The sequence below is a fragment of the Pseudomonas putida genome (assembly GCF_028682475.1).
GTDB lineage: Bacteria > Pseudomonadota > Gammaproteobacteria > Pseudomonadales > Pseudomonadaceae > Aquipseudomonas > Aquipseudomonas putida_AG.
Genome location: NZ_JANHLE010000014.1, coordinates 86398 through 105631 on the forward strand (window position 1 = coordinate 86398; position 19234 = coordinate 105631).

18 protein-coding genes are annotated in these 19234 nt (G+C 61.6%); 8 read left to right on the top strand and 10 right to left on the bottom strand.

The features are described from left to right. Nucleotides 1–91 precede the first annotated feature (91 nt). The 5 genes from dinG to pdxH all read left to right on the top strand — a co-directional run bounded on the left by dinG (nt 92) and on the right by pdxH (nt 7592). Nucleotides 92–2236 (top strand): ATP-dependent DNA helicase DinG, encoded by a 2145-nt coding sequence (gene dinG, locus NPS47_RS13900; protein WP_274295475.1) that lies wholly within the window; start codon nt 92–94, stop codon nt 2234–2236. A gap of 81 nt (nt 2237–2317) precedes the next feature. After that, entirely contained in the window at nt 2318–4573 is a 2256-nt protein-coding gene (locus NPS47_RS13905) for a beta-agarase (protein WP_274295476.1), read from the top strand. 139 nt (nt 4574–4712) lie between these two features. After that, nucleotides 4713–5858, top strand: coding sequence for a serine hydrolase domain-containing protein (locus NPS47_RS13910; protein WP_274295477.1), 1146 nt, complete (start codon nt 4713–4715; stop codon nt 5856–5858). 99 nt (nt 5859–5957) lie between these two features. Further along, nucleotides 5958–6926, top strand: a complete 969-nt coding sequence (locus tag NPS47_RS13915; RefSeq protein WP_274295478.1) for an OmpA family protein — start codon at nt 5958–5960, stop codon at nt 6924–6926. Nucleotides 6927–6944: 18 nt separating this feature from the next. Beyond that, nucleotides 6945–7592 carry a pyridoxamine 5'-phosphate oxidase gene (gene pdxH / locus NPS47_RS13920; RefSeq protein ID WP_274295479.1) on the top strand — a complete coding sequence of 216 codons (648 nt, stop codon included), beginning with the start codon at nt 6945–6947 and terminating at the stop codon, nt 7590–7592. Here pdxH and NPS47_RS13925 read toward each other — a convergent pair. Next, nucleotides 7589–7825, bottom strand: a complete 237-nt coding sequence (locus NPS47_RS13925; RefSeq protein ID WP_274295480.1) for a hypothetical protein — start codon at nt 7823–7825, stop codon at nt 7589–7591. The genes pdxH and NPS47_RS13925 overlap by 4 nt on opposite strands. A gap of 146 nt (nt 7826–7971) precedes the next feature. Between NPS47_RS13925 and NPS47_RS13930 the strand changes: the two genes are divergently transcribed. After that, nucleotides 7972–8436: a glycine zipper 2TM domain-containing protein gene (locus NPS47_RS13930; RefSeq protein WP_274295481.1), complete on the top strand. Its 465-nt coding sequence runs from the start codon at nt 7972–7974 to the stop codon at nt 8434–8436. A gap of 69 nt (nt 8437–8505) precedes the next feature. Here NPS47_RS13930 and nhaA read toward each other — a convergent pair whose 3' ends face one another. Beyond that, nucleotides 8506–9684, bottom strand: coding sequence for a Na+/H+ antiporter NhaA (nhaA, locus tag NPS47_RS13935; RefSeq protein WP_274295482.1), 1179 nt, complete (start codon nt 9682–9684; stop codon nt 8506–8508). A gap of 220 nt (nt 9685–9904) precedes the next feature. Here nhaA and NPS47_RS13940 point away from each other — a divergent pair, with 220 nt between their 5' ends. Further along, nucleotides 9905–10999: a PLP-dependent cysteine synthase family protein gene (locus NPS47_RS13940; RefSeq protein ID WP_274295483.1), complete on the top strand. Its 1095-nt coding sequence runs from the start codon at nt 9905–9907 to the stop codon at nt 10997–10999. Nucleotides 11000–11066: 67 nt separating this feature from the next. Here the strand turns inward: NPS47_RS13940 and NPS47_RS13945 are convergent, their stop codons facing one another. The 3 genes from NPS47_RS13945 to NPS47_RS13955 all read right to left on the bottom strand — a co-directional run bounded on the left by NPS47_RS13945 (nt 11067) and on the right by NPS47_RS13955 (nt 14130). After that, nucleotides 11067–12680: an NAD(P)/FAD-dependent oxidoreductase gene (locus NPS47_RS13945; RefSeq protein WP_274295484.1), complete on the bottom strand. Its 1614-nt coding sequence runs from the start codon at nt 12678–12680 to the stop codon at nt 11067–11069. Nucleotides 12681–12786: 106 nt separating this feature from the next. Continuing rightward, entirely contained in the window at nt 12787–13461 is a 675-nt protein-coding gene (locus NPS47_RS13950) for a COG3650 family protein (protein WP_274295485.1), read from the bottom strand. A gap of 69 nt (nt 13462–13530) precedes the next feature. Beyond that, nucleotides 13531–14130: a short chain dehydrogenase gene (locus tag NPS47_RS13955; protein ID WP_274295486.1), complete on the bottom strand. Its 600-nt coding sequence runs from the start codon at nt 14128–14130 to the stop codon at nt 13531–13533. 108 nt (nt 14131–14238) lie between these two features. Between NPS47_RS13955 and NPS47_RS13960 the strand changes: the two genes are divergently transcribed. Then, the gene (locus NPS47_RS13960) at nt 14239–15147 is read left to right on the top strand and encodes a LysR family transcriptional regulator (protein WP_274295487.1); all 909 of its coding nucleotides are present in this window, start codon (nt 14239–14241) and stop codon (nt 15145–15147) included. Between the two features lie 3 nt (nt 15148–15150). Here the strand turns inward: NPS47_RS13960 and NPS47_RS13965 are convergent, their stop codons facing one another. The 5 genes from NPS47_RS13965 to livH form a co-directional block, all read right to left on the bottom strand. Continuing rightward, nucleotides 15151–15411, bottom strand: a complete 261-nt coding sequence (locus NPS47_RS13965; protein ID WP_274295488.1) for a hypothetical protein — start codon at nt 15409–15411, stop codon at nt 15151–15153. A 138-nt stretch (nt 15412–15549) separates the two neighbouring features. Then, on the bottom strand, nt 15550–16251 hold the full coding sequence (locus tag NPS47_RS13970) for an ABC transporter ATP-binding protein (protein WP_274295489.1): 702 nt from the start codon (nt 16249–16251) through the stop codon (nt 15550–15552). Next, nucleotides 16252–17019, bottom strand: a complete 768-nt coding sequence (gene livG / locus NPS47_RS13975) for a high-affinity branched-chain amino acid ABC transporter ATP-binding protein LivG (protein ID WP_274295490.1) — start codon at nt 17017–17019, stop codon at nt 16252–16254. Further along, the gene (locus NPS47_RS13980) at nt 17016–18272 is read right to left on the bottom strand and encodes a high-affinity branched-chain amino acid ABC transporter permease LivM (protein ID WP_274295491.1); all 1257 of its coding nucleotides are present in this window, start codon (nt 18270–18272) and stop codon (nt 17016–17018) included. Before NPS47_RS13980 ends, livG begins: the two co-directional genes overlap by 4 nt. Then, nucleotides 18269–19192, bottom strand: a complete 924-nt coding sequence (gene livH / locus NPS47_RS13985) for a high-affinity branched-chain amino acid ABC transporter permease LivH (protein WP_028943524.1) — start codon at nt 19190–19192, stop codon at nt 18269–18271. The genes NPS47_RS13980 and livH overlap by 4 nt, the downstream gene beginning before the upstream one ends. Nucleotides 19193–19234 lie beyond the last annotated feature (42 nt).

Consider the following 19234-nt stretch of genomic DNA (forward strand, 5'->3'; position numbering starts at 1 on the left):
CTCCATTCGGCGCAAAGGGCAATAGCGGGGTATGATAGCGACCCAATCGAAACACTGAAAATTTATCCAGCCCTTCGGGCGCCCCGACACCATGATCAGCAACGAACTCAAAACCACGATTCAGGGCGCCTATTCGCGTTTTCTCGAAGCCAAGAGCCTCAAGCCGCGTTACGGCCAGCGCCTGATGATCGCCGAAGTGGCCAAGGTGCTTGGCGATATCGCCTGCGACGATGAAGGTCGGCGTGCCGGCGAACCCGCCGTGGTGGCGGTCGAGGCCGGTACCGGTACCGGCAAGACGGTTGCCTACAGCCTGGCCTCGATTCCCGCCGCCAAGGCCGCTGGCAAGCGTCTGGTGATCGCCACCGCGACGGTAGCCCTGCAGGAGCAGATCGTTTTCAAGGACCTGCCCGACCTGATGCGCAACAGCGGCCTGAACTTCACCTTCGCCCTGGCCAAGGGGCGTGGTCGCTATTTGTGCCTGTCCAAACTCGACTTGCTGCTGCAGGAGGGTCATGCACAGTCGGCCACTGCGCAGCTGTTCGAAGAGGAAGGCTTCAAGATCGAGGTCGACGAGGCCAGCCAGAAGCTGTTTACCAGCATGATCGAAAAGCTCGCCGGCAACCGCTGGGACGGCGACCGTGACAGCTGGCCGCAAGCCCTGGAAGACCAGGACTGGGCGCGCCTGACCACCGATCATAGCCAGTGCACCGGCCGCCATTGCCCGAACTTTGGCCAGTGCACCTTCTACAAGGCCCGCGAGGGCATGGGCAAGGTCGATGTCATCGTCACCAACCACGATATGGTCCTCGCCGACCTGGCCCTGGGCGGTGGCGCGGTGTTGCCTGATCCGCGCGACACCATCTATGTGTTCGACGAAGGCCATCACCTGCCGGACAAGGCTATTGGCCATTTCGCGCATTACACCCGCTTGCGTTCCACCGCCGACTGGCTCGAGCAAACCGCCAAGAACCTGACCAAGCTGCTGGCCCAGCATCCGTTGCCGGGCGATCTGGGCAAGCTGATCGAGCAGGTGCCGGAACTGGCGCGGGAGATCAAGGCCCAGCAGCAGTTCATGTTCAGCGCCTGTGAGCAGGTGGCCGATTTCCGTCCCGGTGAGGATATGGAAGGCCGCGAGCGGCCGCGTCACCGCTTTGAGGGTGGTGTGGTGCCCGAGCACATGCGCGAGATGGGCATCGAGCTGAAGAAGGGCTTCTCGCGCCTGACCGATCTGTTTACCCGTCTGACCGAACTGCTTAAAGAAGGTATGGATGCCGAGGTCAATATCGGTATCGCCAGCCATCAGGCCGAAGAGTGGTACCCGTTGTTCGGCAGCCTGTTGATGCGCGCCCAGGGCAACTGGGAACTGTGGACCGCCTTCACTGCGGAAGACCCGGAGGACAGCCCGCCGATGGCGCGCTGGCTGACCTTGGCCGAGAGCGGCGCGCTGTTCGACATCGAAGTCAATGCCAGCCCGATCCTCGCGGCCGAGATGCTGCGGCGCAATCTGTGGAACGTTGCCCATGGCGCACTGGTCACCTCGGCGACCCTGACCGCACTGGGCAAGTTCGATCGCTTCCGCATGCGCGCCGGTCTGCCCAGGGATGCGGTCACCAGTGTCGTGCCCAGCCCTTTCCATCATGTCGATGCCGGTGTGCTGCGGGTGCCGGACCTGCGGGCCGACCCTCGGGATGCGGCGGCACACACCGCTGCGATCATTCGTGACCTGCCGGAGCTGGTTGAGGGGTCGCGGGGTTCGCTGGTGCTGTTTTCTTCACGCAAGCAGATGCAGGACGTGTTCGACGGCCTGGATCGCGACTGGCGCAAGCAGGTATTCATCCAGGGCAACCTGTCCAAGCAGGAAACCCTGAACAAGCACAAGGCACGTGTCGATGGCGGTGATTCCAGCGTCCTGTTCGGCCTGGCGAGCTTTGCCGAAGGCGTCGACTTGCCGGGCGCCTACTGTGAGCACGTGGTAATTGCCAAGATCCCCTTCGCGGTACCGGATGACCCGGTCGAAGCGGCCCTGGCCGAGTGGATCGAAGCGCGTGGCGGCAACCCGTTCATGGAGATCGCTGTACCAGACGCTTCGCTGCGCCTGATCCAGGCCTGCGGCCGCCTGCTGCGTACCGAAGAGGACCGCGGCACCATCACCCTGCTGGATCGACGTGTGGTCACCCAGCGCTACGGCAAAGCTATTCTCAATGCGTTGCCGCCGTTTCGACGGGAAATTTCCTGACCCCCGGGGATCAAACCGGCGGGGCGTTGTCTATGTCTCAGTTCAAGGCCCGCAAGGGCCCTCAAGGAGAGTTCCAGCCCTATGATTCGCCGTACCTTGCCTGCTGTCTTCGCCCTGTTGTTCAGCGCCCCGCTGCTGGCCGGACAACAGACGCTGTTCAGCTTTGTGCGCCCGGCCGCCGTGGTCAATGTGGTGACCGAAGATGCCAGTTTGCCGCAATACAACGCAGAGCAGACGGCCGAGGGCGAGGTATTGCGGCGTGTGGTGTTCAACCCGGTGCAGCGCCCCAGCCTGCGACTGAGCCCGCAAACTGGTGCTTGGGACTGGTCGGCGGCCACGGCCATGACCTTGCGCCTGCAAAGCGGCATGGACTGGCCGTTGAGCGTGGATGTCACGGTATTGAGCAGTGACGGCAAGACCCTTACCAGCCGCATCGACCTGCCCGCCGGGCCGGCACAGACGGTACTGGTGCCACTCACGGCCAGCTCGCCGCTGAGCCAGGGCATGCGTGCCGGGCCACCGATGCCCTGGATGCATGATGGCCAGCGCTGGGTGCTGACCAGCAGCAGCGGGGCGCTGGACTTGAAGCAAGTGGTGTCGGTGACCCTGTCGATGAACAAACCCGATGTCGCCCAGAGTCTGTTGATTGAACGTGTTGGCATCCAGGATGACGACCAACTGCAAAAGGCCGTGTATACCGACCTGATCGATGGTTATGGCCAATCTACCCGTGGCCGCTGGCCGGAAAAGATCGTCAGCGATGACCAGCTCAAGGCTGCCGCGACCCGTGAACAGCAGCAACTCAAGGGCTGGCTGGCTGAGCGCAGCAAGTTGCCGCGCGACAAGTTCGGTGGCGTGACCTCGGGCCCGGATTTCGAGGCCAAGGGTTTTTTCCGTACCGAAAAGCGTGACGGGCGCTGGTACCTGGTCACCCCTGAAGGGAATCCGTTCTACTCGCTAGGCGTCAACACCGTGGCAATCGACGGTGGCCGCACCTATGTGGCCGGGCGCGAGTCGATGTTTACCGCATTGCCGCAAGCCGGCGAGCCACTGGCGCAGTTCTACGGCGAGGGCAACAACAACGACGGTAACGGCTCGTCCAGCGGTCGTAATTTCAGTCAGGGGCGCTGGTTCGACTTCTATGCCGCCAACCTTGAGCGCAGCCATGGCAAACCCTGTACGCCGGTCGCCGCAACCGACACCACGGCGGCAGTGGAATGCCCGGCCGCCGCTGTCGATGTGCAGCGTTGGCAGGGGCATACCCTCGACCGCCTGCAGGCCTGGGGCTTCAATACCCTGGGCAACTGGAGCGAACCCGCTTTGGGGCAGGCCAACCGCCTCCCTTACACCTTGCCGCTGTCGATTGTTGGCGATTACACCAGCATCAGCACCGGTATGGACTGGTGGGGGCGTATGCCCGACCCGTTCGACCCGCGCTTTGCCATGGCCACCGAGCGTGCCGTGGCCATTGCCGCCCGCGATCACCGTGACGACCCCTGGCTGATCGGTTATTTCGCCGACAACGAACTGGCCTGGGCCGCTCCGGGAGATGACCCCAAGGCCCGTTATGCCCTGGCTTATGGCACCTTGCGCCTGACCACGGACGTGCCGGCCAAGCGCGCGTTCCTCAAACAGTTGCGCGACAAATACCGCAATCAGGCCGGGCTGTCGAAAGCCTGGGGGATCGACCTGCCCGCCTGGGAGTTGATGGAAGACCCGGGTTTCGAGCCACCGCTGCCAAGCGCAGAGCATCCGGAGATTGAAGCCGACTTCAAGTACTTCCAGAAGGTCTTTGCCGAAACCTACTTCAAGACCATCGCCGATTCACTCAAGTGGCATGCGCCCAATCACTTGCTGCTGGGCGGCCGTTATGCGGTCAGTACGCCTGAAGCGGTGGCGGCCTGTGCCGAATTCTGTGATGTCCTGAGTTTCAACTTCTATACGCCGAAACCGCAGGACGGCTACGACTTCAGCCAGCTCAACGCCCTGGACAAACCGGTGCTGGTATCGGAGTTCCAGTTCGGCTCACGTGACCGTGGCCCGTTCTGGCCGGGGCCGATGGAAGTGGCCAGGGAAGAAGGGCGCGGCCCGGCCTATGCCGCTTTCGTAAAGGCAGCGCTGGCTGAGCCGTCGATTGTCGGTGTGCACTGGTTCCAGTACCTGGATCAGCCTGCCAGCGGCCGCTTGCTCGATGGCGAGAACGGTCACTTCGGGCTGGTGGGTATCACCGACCTGCCATTCCAGGGTTTTGTCGACAGTGTGCGTAAGAGCAATCTGCAAGCACAGGAGCAGATCGGCAAGGCAGGCGTTGGCGAAAAGGCTGCAAAAGCCCCGTAGCAAAGGCGCGGCAGCCTGAGGCAGGAAAACTGCCTCGGGCTCGCTGGATGACGCTCTGTCCAGTGTCTGTTCCCAAAATCCTCGCAGGCTGAAACAATGCACGCCATTTTCGATAGCGGTATGCGCGAGGAGCGGCTGGGTGCAGATTCAGGGTCATTACGAGCTTAAGTTCGAAGCCGTGCGCGAGGCCTTTGCAGCGCTGTTCGACGATCCTCAGGAACGTGGTGCGGCCCTGTGTATTCAGGTCGGCGGGGAGACCGTGGTTGACCTCTGGTCCGGTACCGCCGACAAGGACGGTGCCGAGGCCTGGCACAGCGATACCATCGCCAACCTGTTCTCCTGTACCAAGATGTTCACTGCGGTGACAGCCTTGCAACTGGTGGGTGAGGGCAAGTTGGCCCTGGATGTTCCTGTCGCCCGTTACTGGCCGGAATTTGCCCAGGCTGACAAGCAGGCGATTACCCTGCGCCAGTTGCTCAGCCACCGTGCCGGGGTGCCCGCACTTCGCGAGTTGATGCCCGCAGAGGCTTTCTACGACTGGCAAACCATGGTCCAGGCCCTGGCTGCCGAGGCACCCTGGTGGACACCTGGCACCGCCCATGGCTATGCGGCGATCACCTACGGCTGGCTGATCGGTGAGTTGATCCGCCGTGCCGACGGGCGCAGCCCTGGCGAGTCAATCGTCGCCCGCACCGCCCGCCCGCTAGGCTTGGATTTTCACATCGGCCTGGCTGACGATCAGTTTCACCGGGTTGCGCATATCGCCCGCGGCAAGGGCAATATGGGCGATGAAGCCGCCCAGCGCCTGCTTCAGGTGACCATGCGTGAACCGCAGGCGCTGTCCACTCGCGCCTTTACCAACCCGCCGGGCATGCTCACCAGCACCAACAAACCGGAGTGGCGACGGATGCAGCAGCCAGCGGCCAACGGTCATGGCAACGCCCGGAGCCTGGCCGGTTTTTATGCCGGTGTGCTTGATGGCAGCCTGCTGGAATCGGAACTGCTCGATGAGCTGACCCGTGAACACAGCCTGGGCGAGGACAGGACCTTGCTGACCCAGACCCGCTTCGGCCTGGGTTGCATGCTCGACCAACCGACCGTGGCCAATGCCACCTTTGGTCTGGGCAGCAAAGCCTTTGGTCACCCGGGCGCCGGCGGCTCTGTTGGTTTTGCCGATCCGGAGTACGATGTGGCCTTTGGTTTTGTCACCAATACCCTGGGCCCTTATGTATTGATGGATCCACGAGCCCAGAAGCTGGTGCGCGTCCTGGCAACCTGCCTTTGATCGGTTAGCCCTGATGTTACCTGAACCCTTTGCCTATTCTGGCTTCCAACCATTAGCGCAATTGGGCGGAATTTCTTTCATTTTCATGGTGTATCACTGATGTCTTCACATAAATCCTTAGCTCTTGCCCTGTGCCTGGTCATGACCGGTTGCGCGCAGCACTCCCAGAAAGGCACAGCCGACAGCAGCATCGATTGGTGGCCCTTCGGTTCGGACAAGGTTGCCAGCCAGGAGGTGGAGGAAGTGGTTGTCGAGAAAGTCGCCAAGGCCGATGCCAAGTCGGAGAGCAACCGCTGGTGGTGGCCGTTCGGCGACAGCGCCAAGGCCAAGGCCGCCGCCGTACCGAAGATTGACCACAAGGCCACTCAAGCCTGGCTGGACAGCTATGAACCGCGCCTGCGTGAAGCCATCAAGGACAGCAAGTTCGAACTCGAGCGCCGTGAAGACGTGCTGGTCGTCACCGTTCCTGTAGACAGCTCCTACAATCCGGATCGTCCGGCCATGCTTCTGCCGGTTACCCTCGGCCCGATCACCCGTGTCGCCAAAGCGATTGAAACCGACAAGCAGACCGCCGTTCTGGTACTGGGCCATGCCGACACCAGCGGTGCCGCCGCCGGTAACCAGAAGCTCAGCCAGGAACGTGCCCAGTCGGTGGCAGCGATCTTCCGCCTCAGCGGGCTGGAACGCGATCGCCTGATGCTGCGTGGCATGGGTTCGGAAATGCCGCGTGCGGCCAACGACAGCTTGCAGGGTCGCGCCCTGAATCGTCGGGTGGAACTGGTTCTGACGCCGCAAAATACCATGGTCGCCTTGCTCGCCAAATACAAACAGCCTACGCCGAGCCCGGCCGAGCTGGTCGCGGTGCAGGATGCCAAGGCCCCGGTCAAAGCAGCGGTGAAGCCTGCCGCCAAGGCCCCGGTCAAAAACGCCAGTACCAGCAAAAAAGCCGCTCCGGCCAAAGCCACGACGGCCAAGAAGAAAGCCCCTGCAGCCAAACCCGCAGCTAAAAAGCCTGCGCCTGCTGCCAAGAAAGTGGCCGCCACCACCAGCCCTGCGAAGACCAACTGATCGTCAAGGAACGCAGCAATGACCAAGACCCTGGCCGATATGCGCCGCGATTACACCCGTGATGGCCTGGCCGAAGCCCAGGCCCCGGACCAGCCTTTCGCGTTGTTTCGCCACTGGTTCGACGACGCGGTGAAGACCGAACAGCCGCCAGTGGAAGCCAATGCCATGACCTTGGCCACGGTAGACGCCGATGGCCGTCCGCATTGCCGGATCCTGTTGCTCAAGGGCCTGGATGACCAGGGTTTTACCTTCTTCACCAACTATGACAGCGCCAAGGGCCAGCAACTGCAGGCCAATCCGTTTGCGGCCATGACGTTCTTCTGGCCGGCCCTGGAGCGTCAGGTGCGGATCGAAGGCAAAGTGGTCAAGGTCACGCCAGCAGAGTCGGATGAGTACTACCAGGTGCGCCCGTTGGGCAGCCGTCTCGGTGCCTGGGCTTCGCCGCAGAGTCAGGTGATTGCAGATCGCGCCGAGCTGGAAGGGCTGGTCAAGGCCACCGAACAGCGTTTCAGTGATACCCAGCCGCATTGCCCGGAACACTGGGGTGGTTACCGTTTGCTGCCGGAGCGCATCGAGTTCTGGCAAGGGCGTGCCAGCCGCCTGCACGACCGTCTCAACTACCGCCTGCAACAAGGCACCTGGCTGCGCGAGCGTCTGGCACCCTAATCGGCCCGGTAAGCGGCGGCCTCGCGTTCTAGCCAGGTCGCCAGCTCGGCGCGTTTGATCTTCTGCGCTTTGGCGTTGTCCAGACATTCAAGCATGTAGGCTTTCTTGCCCTCATCCGTACCGGCCATTGACAGCGCCAGGTCGCGGTCCATCCAGCGGCGGATGCGCACATACAACCACCAGTGAAAATACAGGCCTGCCAGAGTCGTGACGACGACGATGAAGTAATCCATGTCTATCCTTGCGCTAACGGTTTTTCAGGCTGCATCGGTGACACAGGCTGTATGGAAGCTGAATGGAATCAATTTTACCCCGCATCAGTCGTGACAGTCGTCAATGTGCGGAGTCTAATGAACACCTGTCTTATGGAGGTCATCCTATGCGTAAATCTGTTTTGCTGGTTGCCAGCTTCACCACCCTGTCGCTGCTGCTCAGCGGTTGCGCCTCGAGCCTGACCGGTGACACCTACACGCGCGATGAAGCTCGCCGTGTGCAAACCGTGCGCATGGGGACCATCGAAGCACTGCGGCCGGTGAAAATCGAAGGCACCAAAACGCCTATCGGCAGCGGTGCCGGTGCTGTTGTCGGCGGCGTAGCGGGTAGCTCCGTCGGCGGTGGCAAAGGCAGCATCGTTGCAGCGGTCATTGGTGCCGTGGCGGGTGGCTTGGTGGGTGCTGCCGCTGAGGAAGGTATGACCCGTACCCAGGGCGTGGAGATCACTGTGCGTGAAGACGACGGCAGCACGCGTGCCTATGTACAGGCGGTCCAGGAAAACGAGATTTTCCGCGTCGGCGAGCGTGTCCGGATCATGACTGTCGACGGTACCAGCCGGGTCAGTCGCTGATACGTCCGCTGCAAAAAGAAAACCCCGACTCGGCAGTGCCGGTCGGGGTTTTTTACTGCCTGCGCCGGATCAGGCGGCGGCTGCCTTGCGGCTCGCCAGTGCGGTGACGCCGTAACCGATCAGGGCGGCGAGGATCGACCCGGTAAGAATGCCCATGCGGTCCATGCCGGCGTACTCGCTGCTGCCGGGCACAAAGGCCAGCGAGCCGACGAACAGGCTCATGGTAAAGCCAATGCCACAGAGAATCGCCACCCCCAGCACCTGGCCCCAGTTGGCCCCGCTTGGCAAGGCAGCCATGCCCAGCTTGATCGCGATCCAGGTAAGACCGAACACGCCGATGGTCTTGCCCAGCAGCAGGCCGATGGCGATCCCCATCGGCACGTAGTGGGTGAAGCTTTCCAGGCTGACCCCGGCCAGCGATACCCCGGCGTTGGCGAACGCGAACAGCGGCAGGATGCCGTAAGCCACCCAGGGGTGCAGGGCATGCTCAAGCGTCAGCAGCGGAGAGGGTTCGGCGTTGCGCGTGCGCATTGGGATGCACAGCGCCAGGGTGACGCCGGCGAGGGTGGCGTGGACACCGCTCTTGAGGACACAGACCCAGAGGATCAGACCGATCACCATGTACGGACCGAGCTTGACCACCCCGAGCCGGTTCATCGCGATCAGCGCCAACAGGCAGGCACCAGCGAGCATCAGCGACAGGCTCGACAACTCGCCCGAGTAGAACAGGGCAATGACGATGATCGCCCCCAGGTCGTCGATGATGGCCAGGGTCATCAGGAACAATTTGAGTGACACCGGCACACGCTTGCCCAGCAGCGCCAGTACGCCCAGGGCAAAGGCGATGTCGGTGGCCATGGGGATCGCCCAGCCGGCAACGGCAGCCGGGTTGTCCTTGTTCAGGAACCAGTAGATCAGCGCCGGGACGACCATGCCACCGATGGCTGCAGCACCCGGCAGAACGATCTGCGAAGGTTTGGACAAATGACCGTCGATGATCTCGCGCTTGACCTCAAGGCCGATCAGCAGGAAAAACAGGGCCATCAGGCCGTCGTTGATCCACAGCAGCAAGGGTTTGGCGATTTTCAGCGCGCCGATCTGGGCGACCACAGGGACATCCAGCAAGCCGTTGTACAGGTATGACAAGGGCGAGTTGTTGATGATCAGGGCCAGGGCGGCGGCGGCAATCAGCAACAGACCGCTGGCCGCTTCCAACTGAAAGAAACGTGTGAAGGTGCTACGCAGCAAGGGCGCTCTCCATCCTGAGGGTTCCGGTAGGGGCACACCCTACCTTGTGAGGATATGCATTAAAACAAAAACTATATTCTTTTTTGTTATAAGCTGTGACTAACCTGTCCAGGGCAGCCTAGCAGTTGGGCGGGAATATTTTGCCTGGCTGTATCTGTTGGGGATGTAGGGACTTTCTTAACATGCTCCCTTGTATAACGATCTTTTTCGGGACTGGACCATGAACGATCACCGCCAGTGGGCACGTGAAGCAATCCGCATCATCGAAGCTGACTTCCAGCGCAGTGCCGACACGCACCTGATCCCGCTGCCCTTGCCGGGTTTTCCCGAGGTGGAGCTGTACTTCAAGGACGAATCCAGCCACCCCACCGGCAGCCTCAAGCATCGCCTGGCGCGGTCGCTGTTTCTGTATGCCCTGTGCAACGGCTGGTTGCGTCCGGGGGCGCCGGTGATCGAAGCTTCCAGCGGTTCGACGGCAATTTCCGAAGCCTATTTCGCGCGCTTGCTCGGTCTGCCGTTCATCGCCGTGGTGCCCGCTACTACCTCTCAGGAAAAGATTGCACAGATCGCCTTCTATGGTGGTCAGAGCCACCTGGTGAATGACCCGACGCAGCTCTACGCAGAGTCCGAGCGCCTGGCGCGGGAAACCGGCGGTCACTTCATGGACCAGTTCACCTATGCCGAGCGCGCCACCGACTGGCGTGCCAACAACAATATTGCCGAATCGATCTTTACCCAGATGCGTTTCGAGCGACATCCAGAACCTGCCTGGCTGATTTCGAGTCCCGGCACTGGCGGTACGACCGCGACACTTGGGCGCTATGTGCGCTATCGCCAGCATGCCACCCGTGTGCTGTGTGCCGATGCCGAGCGCTCGGTGTTTTTCGACAGCTATACCAGCGGTGACCGTTCGTTGTTGCTCGATTGTGGATCGCGAATCGAGGGCATTGGCCGGCCACGGGTAGAAGCCTCGTTTCTGCCTCAGGTGATCGACGCCATGATCAAAGTGCCCGATGCACTGTCACTGGCGGCCATGCATTACCTGGCTGAACGCCTGGGGCGTCGGGTGGGCGGTTCGAGCGGTACCAACCTGATCGGTGCGCTGATGGCGGCACGGCAGATGCGAGCGGCGGGGGAGGAGGGATCGATCGTGGCGATTCTGTGTGATGGCGGCGATCGTTATGCGACCACCTATTACGACCAGGACTGGCTGGTAGCGCAGGGATATCAGTTGCCGGGATTGATCGCGGCGGTAACAGCCTGTGTGGAGCGCGGTGAGGCTTTGCCTGAGACGGTATTGCGCGCAGGGATCTGAAGCGCATCGCGGGGCAAGCCCGCTCCCACCGTCGGTGTGGGAGCGGGCTTGCCCCGCGATTGCGCTATCAGCCTTCCAGGCCCAGCATGCTGCGAGCCACCGCCTCGGCAATGCGGATCCCGTCGACACCCGCCGAGAGAATTCCGCCGGCATAACCTGCACCTTCACCCGCCGGGAACAGGCCCTTGAGGTTCAGGCTCTGCATGCTGGCATCACGGGTGATACGCAGCGGTGATGAGGTACGGGTTTCGATACCGGTCAACACCGCGTCATGCAGGTTGTAGCCCTTGATCTGGCGGTCGAATGCCGGCAAGGCTTCACGAATGGCTTCGATGGCGAAGTCAGGCAGGCTCGGGGCCAGGTCGCCGAGATTGATGCCGGGCTTGTACGACGGCTCGACACTGCCCAGGGCGGTGGAAGGCCGGCCAGCGACAAAGTCACCGACCAGCTGCGCCGGCGCCTGGTAGTTGCTGCCACCGAGCACGTAAGCATGGGCTTCGAGTTGTTCCTGCAACTCGATACCTGCCAGCGGGCCACCCGGATAGTCCTGCTCCGGGGTAATGCCGACGACGATGCCGGAGTTGGCATTGCGCTCGTTACGCGAGTACTGGCTCATGCCGTTGGTAACCACCCGGCCCGGCTCGCTGGTGGCCGCGACCACGGTGCCGCCCGGGCACATGCAGAAGCTATAGACCGATCGACCGTTCTTGGCGTGGTGGACCAGTTTGTAATCCGCCGCGCCGAGTTTCGGGTGCCCGGCGTATTTGCCCAGGCGTGCCTGGTCAATCAGCGATTGCGGGTGTTCGATACGGAAACCGATGGAGAACGGTTTGGCTTCCATGAACACGCCACGGGCATGCAGCATGCGGAAGGTGTCACGGGCGCTGTGGCCCAGGGCCAGGACCACATGCCGCGAGTGCAGTTGCTCACCGCTGGCCAGTACCACGCCATTGAGCTGGCCGTCGTCCATCAGCAGGTCGGTGACTTTCTCTTCGAAGCGCACTTCACCGCCGAGGGCGTGGATCTCGTGGCGCATGTTCTCGACCATGCCGGTCAGGCGGAAGGTACCGATATGCGGCTTGCTGACGTAGAGGATTTCCTCCGGCGCGCCCGCTTTGACGAACTCGTGCAGCACCTTGCGGCCGTGGTGCAGCGGGTCCTTGATCTGGCTGTAGAGCTTGCCGTCGGAGAAGGTCCCGGCGCCACCTTCACCGAACTGTACGTTCGATTCGGGGTTGAGCACGCTTTTGCGCCACAGGCCCCAGGTGTCCTTGGTGCGCTGACGCACTTCCTTGCCGCGCTCGAGGATGATCGGCTTGAAGCCCATCTGCGCCAGCAGCAGGCCGGCGAAAATCCCGCACGGACCGAAGCCGACCACGATGGGGCGCTCTTGCAGGCCGGCAGGGGCCTGACCGACCACCTTGTAGCTGACATCCGGCGCGACATTGATGTTGTGGTCGTCGGCGAACTTTTGCAGCAGTTCGGTTTCGTTGCTGACAGTCAGGTCAATGGTGTAGATGAACAGCATTTCGCTGTTCTTCTTGCGGGCGTCATAGCTGCGCTTGAACAGGGTAAAGTCCAGCAGCTGGTCGTCGCTGATCCCCAGGCGTTGCACGATGGCCTCGCGCAGGGCCTCATCAGGATGATCCAGCGGCAGCTTCAGTTCGGTGATTCGTAACATGGCAGGGTCCAGTATCCCGGCCATGAACGGCCGGCGGCTTTACACAAACCGCCAAGTATAAGCTGTTCGCCGCCTTTGCAGGCAGGATAAACGCAGGCGCCGATGATCAGTCGTTGCGCGAGCCGCCGTAATAGGCGCAACCGCGCAGGGTCTGGCCGTTCACCCGCAGCTCGGCGCTCAGGTGGCTGACGGCGCCACTCATGCTGTCGACGCAGCGTTGCGGAGCGACCCAGAGGTCAACGCGTTGGCCGTTGGCCTCGGTGCTGAGGCTGAAGCGTCCATCAGGCAATTGTTCTTCCAGAAACGGCACGGCCAGTTCCGGCACGCCCGGGCGCGTCAGGACCATGCCCTTGCCGCTGGCTTTGAGGTCCCAGTCCGGTTCGTTACCGTGTGCACGCACGGTCAGGCGCTTGAAGTTGGGATCGCTGCAGGCGCTGCTGGAATGTTCGACCCGGTACAGACGCTGGACATTCAATTGTCCGTCGTTACCGGCTTTCTGGCTGGCGGAAAGGTTGCCGCTGATATCCGCGAACAGCGTGCCCGGTTCGCCGGCCAGGGCGGCGGCTTCCTGCAACAGACCGGTGTTGCCACTATCGAAGACGGCAAAGTGGCGATTTTCTGTGCAAGGTTTGAACAGCAGTTGGCCACCCTTGGCAGTCAATTCGCCCTGCATCCGGGTCATGCCGGCGGTAGAGGCTGGCTGCGGTTTTTCCGCCAGCATCTGGCAGCCGGCGAACAGCGGCAACAGGGCGACAAGCAACAACGAGGGGGCGGCACGCATCAAGCAATCTCCAGGGCTCTACCGAAAGGTGCCGCCACGTTACGCAGGCTGGCCGCCGATCACAAGGCTTCAGCCGACGTGATAGGTCTGGCCGGTCTGCAGGCCCTCGACGCTCTTGGCGTAGGCCAGCGCCACCTCAGCCGCCGGTACTGGCTTGAAGCCACGAAAATACGGGGCGTAGGCCGGCATGGCTTCGACCAGTACGTTGGGGCTGATCGAATTGACCCGCAGGCCACGGGGCAACTCGATGGCTGCGGCCTTGACGAAGGCATCAATGGCGCCGTTGACCAGGCTGGCCGAAGCACCGGTACGGATCGGATCATGGCTGGTGATGCCGGTGGTGAAGGTGAACGAGCCGCCGTCGTTGATGAACTCGCGACCGATCAGCAGCAGGTTGACCTGGCCCATGAGCTTGTCGTTCAGGCCCAGGGCAAAGTGCTCTTCAGTCATCTCGTCCAGCGCTGCGAAGGTGACATTACCGGCAGCGCAGACCAGGGCATCGAAACGCCCGGTCTGCTCGAACAGGCGGCGAATCGAAGCGCTGTCGCTGATATCGACCTGATAGTCACCGCTGCTGCGGCCGATACGCACCAGCTCATGACGTTGCTCCAGCTCTTTGGCCACCGCCGAACCAATGGTGCCGTTGGCGCCGATCAACAGGATTTTCATTGAACCGTTCCTCGCAGTTTGTTGGGGACAAGGCTCAAGTCTAGGGTGGATTTTTCTGCGGATAAGCGTGCTAATAGGCAACCTTTGGTTTTCATCTGGAAACAATCAATGAGCGACCTGGATGATCTGGCGGCTTTCGCCGTATTGATGGATGCCGGCAGCTTCACCCAGGCCGCGCAACAACTGGGGTGGAGCAAAGGGCAGCTGTCCAAGCGCATCAGTGCATTGGAGGCCAGTCATTCAGTGAAGCTGCTGCACCGCACCACGCGGCGCCTGAGTCTGACCGCAGCGGGTGCCATGTTGTTGCCCCAGGCCCAGGCGCTGGTACGGCAAATGGAGGGGGCGCGTCAGACCCTGGCCATGCTCAAGGACGAACTGGCTGGCCCTGTGCGGGTCACGGTGCCGGTGTCGCTGGGCGAGACGTTCTTCGAAGGCTTGCTGCTGGAGTTTGCCGTCGACTATCCAGACCTGCAGGTGGAACTGGAGCTGAACAATGGTTACCGGGATCTGTTGGCGGACGGCTTCGATCTGGCCATTCGTACTGCGGTTCAGGACGATGCGCGACTGGTTGCGCGCCCGCTGCTGGCCATGCAGGAGCTGACCTGTGCCAGTCCTGTCTATCTGCAGCGTCATGGTGAACCGCGCACGCCGGCTGAGTTGAGCGCTCATCGCTGTTTGCTCAACAGCCATTACAGCGGGCGGGAAGAATGGTTGTATCACCAGCGGCATGAACTGCTGCGGGTGCAGGTCGCCGGCAGTTTTGCCAGCAATCATTACAGCTTGCTCAAGCAAGCTGCATTGCTCGCGGCCGGCATCGCCAGGCTGCCTTCCTACATGGTGCATGCGGAGCTTGCCGACGGTCGCTTGCAGTGGTTGCTACGTGACTACCAGACCCGCAGTGTGCCGTTGTTTCTGGTGCATCCGTATCAGGGCAGGATGCCCAGACGGGTCCAGGTACTGGCCGACTACCTGCTGCGCTGGTTCAAGCGCAGCAGCCAGGCGTTGCAGACGCTGTAGGGATTACATTTTGTCGTCGTGCTTTGCATCTTTCATCATGTTGCCGTCGTGCTTTTCACCTTTCATCATCTTGTCGTCCTTGCCCATCTTGTCTTTGCTCATGTCCATCTTGTCGCCGGACATGTGCTTATCCATTTTCATGTCCTTTTCCATGCTGGCTTCCTTGTCCATTTTCATGTCCTGGGCGGCCTGCACGGCTGGCAGGAAGGCCAGGCTAGAACCCAGGCTGAGGATGAGGGCGGCGGCGCTGATGGTTTTGTTCATGGTGGGACTCCAGTAGGTTAAAGGGGCGAGTGCCACTGGCTGTGGCTCACCTGCAGCACTAGAGTCCGCTGCCCGGGAGGCGTTACAGCGGGCAAGAAAAAAGGCCCGTAGGCCTTTTTTCGTTTGCGTTGCAGAGGCTCAACCGCCCAAGTAGGCGTCACGCACCTTGGGATCGGTCAGCAGGGCTTCCCCGGTGCCCTGCATCACCACCCGGCCGTTTTCCAGCACATAGGCACGGTCGGCGACTTTCAGCGCCTGGTTGGCGTTCTGCTCGACCAGGAACACCGTTACACCATCACGGCGCAGTTGTTCGATGATGTCGAAGATCTGCTGAATGATGATCGGTGCCAGGCCCAGCGACGGTTCGTCGAGCAACAGTAGCTTGGGTTTGCTCATCAGCGCCCGGCCAATCGCAAGCATCTGCTGCTCGCCACCGGACATGGTGCCGCCACGCTGAGTAAAGCGTTCCTTCAGGCGTGGGAACAGTTGCAGGACCTTGTCCATCTGTTCCTGATAGTCGCCCTTGTCGGTGAAGAAGCCGCCCATGGCCAGGTTCTCTTCCACGGTCAGGCGGGCGAACACCCGGCGACCTTCAGGAACCACGGCAATGCTCTTGCGCATGATGTGCGAGGAGGGCTGGCCGACCAGCTCTTCACCCAGGTACTTGATGCTGCCGCTGTGAGCCTGGGGCGAACCGCACAGGGTCATCAGCAGGGTCGACTTGCCAGCGCCGTTGGCGCCGATCAGGGTGACGATCTCGCCCTGGCGGATCTCGACGTTGACGCTGTGCAGCGCCTGGATCTTGCCGTAGAACGTGGAAACGTTTTCGAACTGCAGCATTTACGCTTCCCCCAGGTAGGCTTTGATCACATCAGGGTTGTCGCGGATCTGCTCCGGCGTACCGTCGGCCAGGGGGGTGCCCTGATTGATCACGACGATATGGTCGGAGATGCTCATGACCAGCTTCATGTCGTGCTCGATCAGCAGCACGGTAACGTTGTGCTCTTCGCGCAACAGGCTGATCAGCGCCTTGAGGTCTTCGGTCTCCTTCGGGTTCAGGCCGGCCGCCGGTTCGTCGAGCATGATGATCCGAGGACGGGTCATCATGCAGCGGGCGATCTCCAGGCGACGTTGCTGGCCGTAGGCAAGCGTACCGGCAGGGCGGTTGGCGAACTCGAGCAGGTTGACCTTCTCCAGCCAGAAACGTGCGTACTCTTTCGCTTCGAGCTCACTGCGGCGGAAGGACGGGGTCTTGAGCAGACCGGCGAGGAAGTTGGTATTCAGGTGTCGGTGCTGGGCGATCAGCAGGTTTTCCAGCGCGGTCATTTCCTTGAACAGACGCACGTTCTGGAAGGTCCGCACCACACCCTTGCGGGCGATCTCGTGACCGGGCAGGCCCTGGATCGGTTGACCATCGAGCAGGATAGTGCCGTCGCTGGGTTTGTAGAAACCGGTCAGGCAGTTGAACACTGTGGTCTTGCCGGCACCGTTGGGGCCGATCAATGCCACGACCTGTTTTTCCTTGACGGTCAGGGCCACGCCGTTGACCGCCAACAAGCCGCCGAAGCGCATGCTCAGGCCGCTGACTTGCAGAATTTCGCGGCTCATCGACGCAGCTCCATATGAGGACGTTGCATAGGCAGCAGGCCTTGCGGACGCCAGATCATCATCAACACCATCAGCGCACCGAACATCAACATGCGGTACTCGCTGAATTCGCGCATCAGTTCAGGCAACAGGATCATCACGATGGCCGCGAGAATCACGCCCAGCTGCGAACCCATACCGCCCAGTACCACGATGGCGAGGATGATGGCCGACTCGATGAAGGTGAACGACTCCGGCGTCACCAGGCCCTGGCGCGCGGCGAAGAAGCTACCGGCGAAACCGGCGAAGCAGGCACCGAGGGTGAAGGCCGACAGCTTGATCACGGTCGGGTTCAGGCCCAGCGCACGGCAGGCGATCTCGTCTTCACGCAGCGCTTCCCAGGCACGCCCGATCGGCATGCGCAGCAGACGGTTGATCACGAACAGCGCCAGCAGGGCCAGGAGTAGGGCGACCAGGTAGAGGAAAATCACCTTGTTGATCGAGTTGTATTGCAGACCGAAGAACTCGTGGAAGGTCTGCAGGCCTTCGGCGGCCTTGCGTTCGAAGGTCAGGCCGAAGAAGGTCGGTTTCTCGATGTTGCTGATCCCGTTCGGACCGCCGGTCAGCCCGGTGAGGTTACGCAGGAACAGCCGGATGATCTCACCGAAACCCAGGGTCACGATGGCCAGGTAGTCACCGCGCAGGCGCAATACCGGGAAGCCGAGCAGGAAGCCGAAGGTTGCCGCCATCAGGCCGGCAAGCGGCAGGCAGATCCAGAAGCTCAGGCCGAAGTAGTGCGACAGCAGGGCATAGGTGTAGGCGCCGACGGCGTAGAAGCCGACATAACCCAGGTCGAGCAGGCCGGCCAGACCGACCACGATGTTCAGGCCAAGCCCGAGCAGAACGTAGATCAGGATCAGGGTGGCGATATCGACTGCACCGCGCGAGCCGAAGAACGGCCAGACCAGGGCAACCACGATCAGGCCCATGATCACCCAGCGCTGGGTCCTGGGCAGGGTCAGGAAGTTGCTCATGGCCGGCGAGATCAGCTTGCGGTCCGAGCGGGTGCGCATCACGGCGCTCCACTGTTTGTCGAACAGCACGCGCAGGAACATCAGCACCGAACACAGGGCGATGATCCACAGGGTCATGGCCCCTTGAGTGTGGACGATCAGGCGGATGCCATCGATGCTGAGTTTCAGGCCCAGCACCGGGAAGGCCACGGCCCAGACCAGCAAGGCGCTGAAGAACGCTTGTTTGAGATTTCTGTTCATACTTTTTCAACCTCCGGACGGCCGAGAATGCCGGTCGGACGGAACAACAGCACCAGAACCAAAAGACCGAAGGCCACCACGTCCTTGTACTGGTCACCGAAGATGTCGGCGCCAAAGGCTTCAGCCACCCCCAGCACCAGCCCGCCGAGCATGGCGCCCGGAATACTGCCGATGCCGCCCAGCACCGCCGCGGTGAAGGCCTTCAGGCCCACCAGGAATCCGGCGTTGGGGTTGATCACGCCGTACTGCATGCTCAGCAGTACCGCCGCCACGGCCGCCAGGGCGGCACCGATGACAAAGGTCAGGGCGATGATGTTGTTGGTGTTGATACCCAGCAGGTTGGCCATCTTGATGTCTTCGGCGCAGGCGCGACAGGCGCGGCCCAGGCGGGAACGGGAGATGAACAGGGTCAAACCGGTCATGGCCACCAGGGTGACGACGAAAACCAGGATCTGCATGTAGGAGATCAGCACTTCCTCTGCGCCGCCTGGGCCGAAGGAGATGCTCCCCGGGATCAGGTTGGGGATGGACTTGTCCTTGGAGTCCTGGGATAGCAATACGGTGTTCTGCAGGAAAATCGACATACCGATGGCAGAAATCAGCGGGATCAACCGGTTGCTGTTACGCAAGGGGCGGTAGGCGACCCGTTCGATACTGTAGCCATAGGCACTGGTTACGAAGATCGTGGCGACGAACGCGACGGTCATCAATATCGGCAGTGAATCGATACCCATCATGGCCAGCCCGGCAAGGGCGATGAAGGCCACGTAGGAACCGATCATGTACACCTCGCCATGGGCGAAGTTGATCATTCCAATGATGCCGTAAACCATTGTGTAGCCAATGGCTATCAAGGCATAGGTGCTGCCAATGGTCAGACCATTAACCAGCTGTTGGAAGAAGTGATAGATCTCAGGCATTACAGCGCTCCTAAAAACCTGATACGCATTTCACTGGTGGGG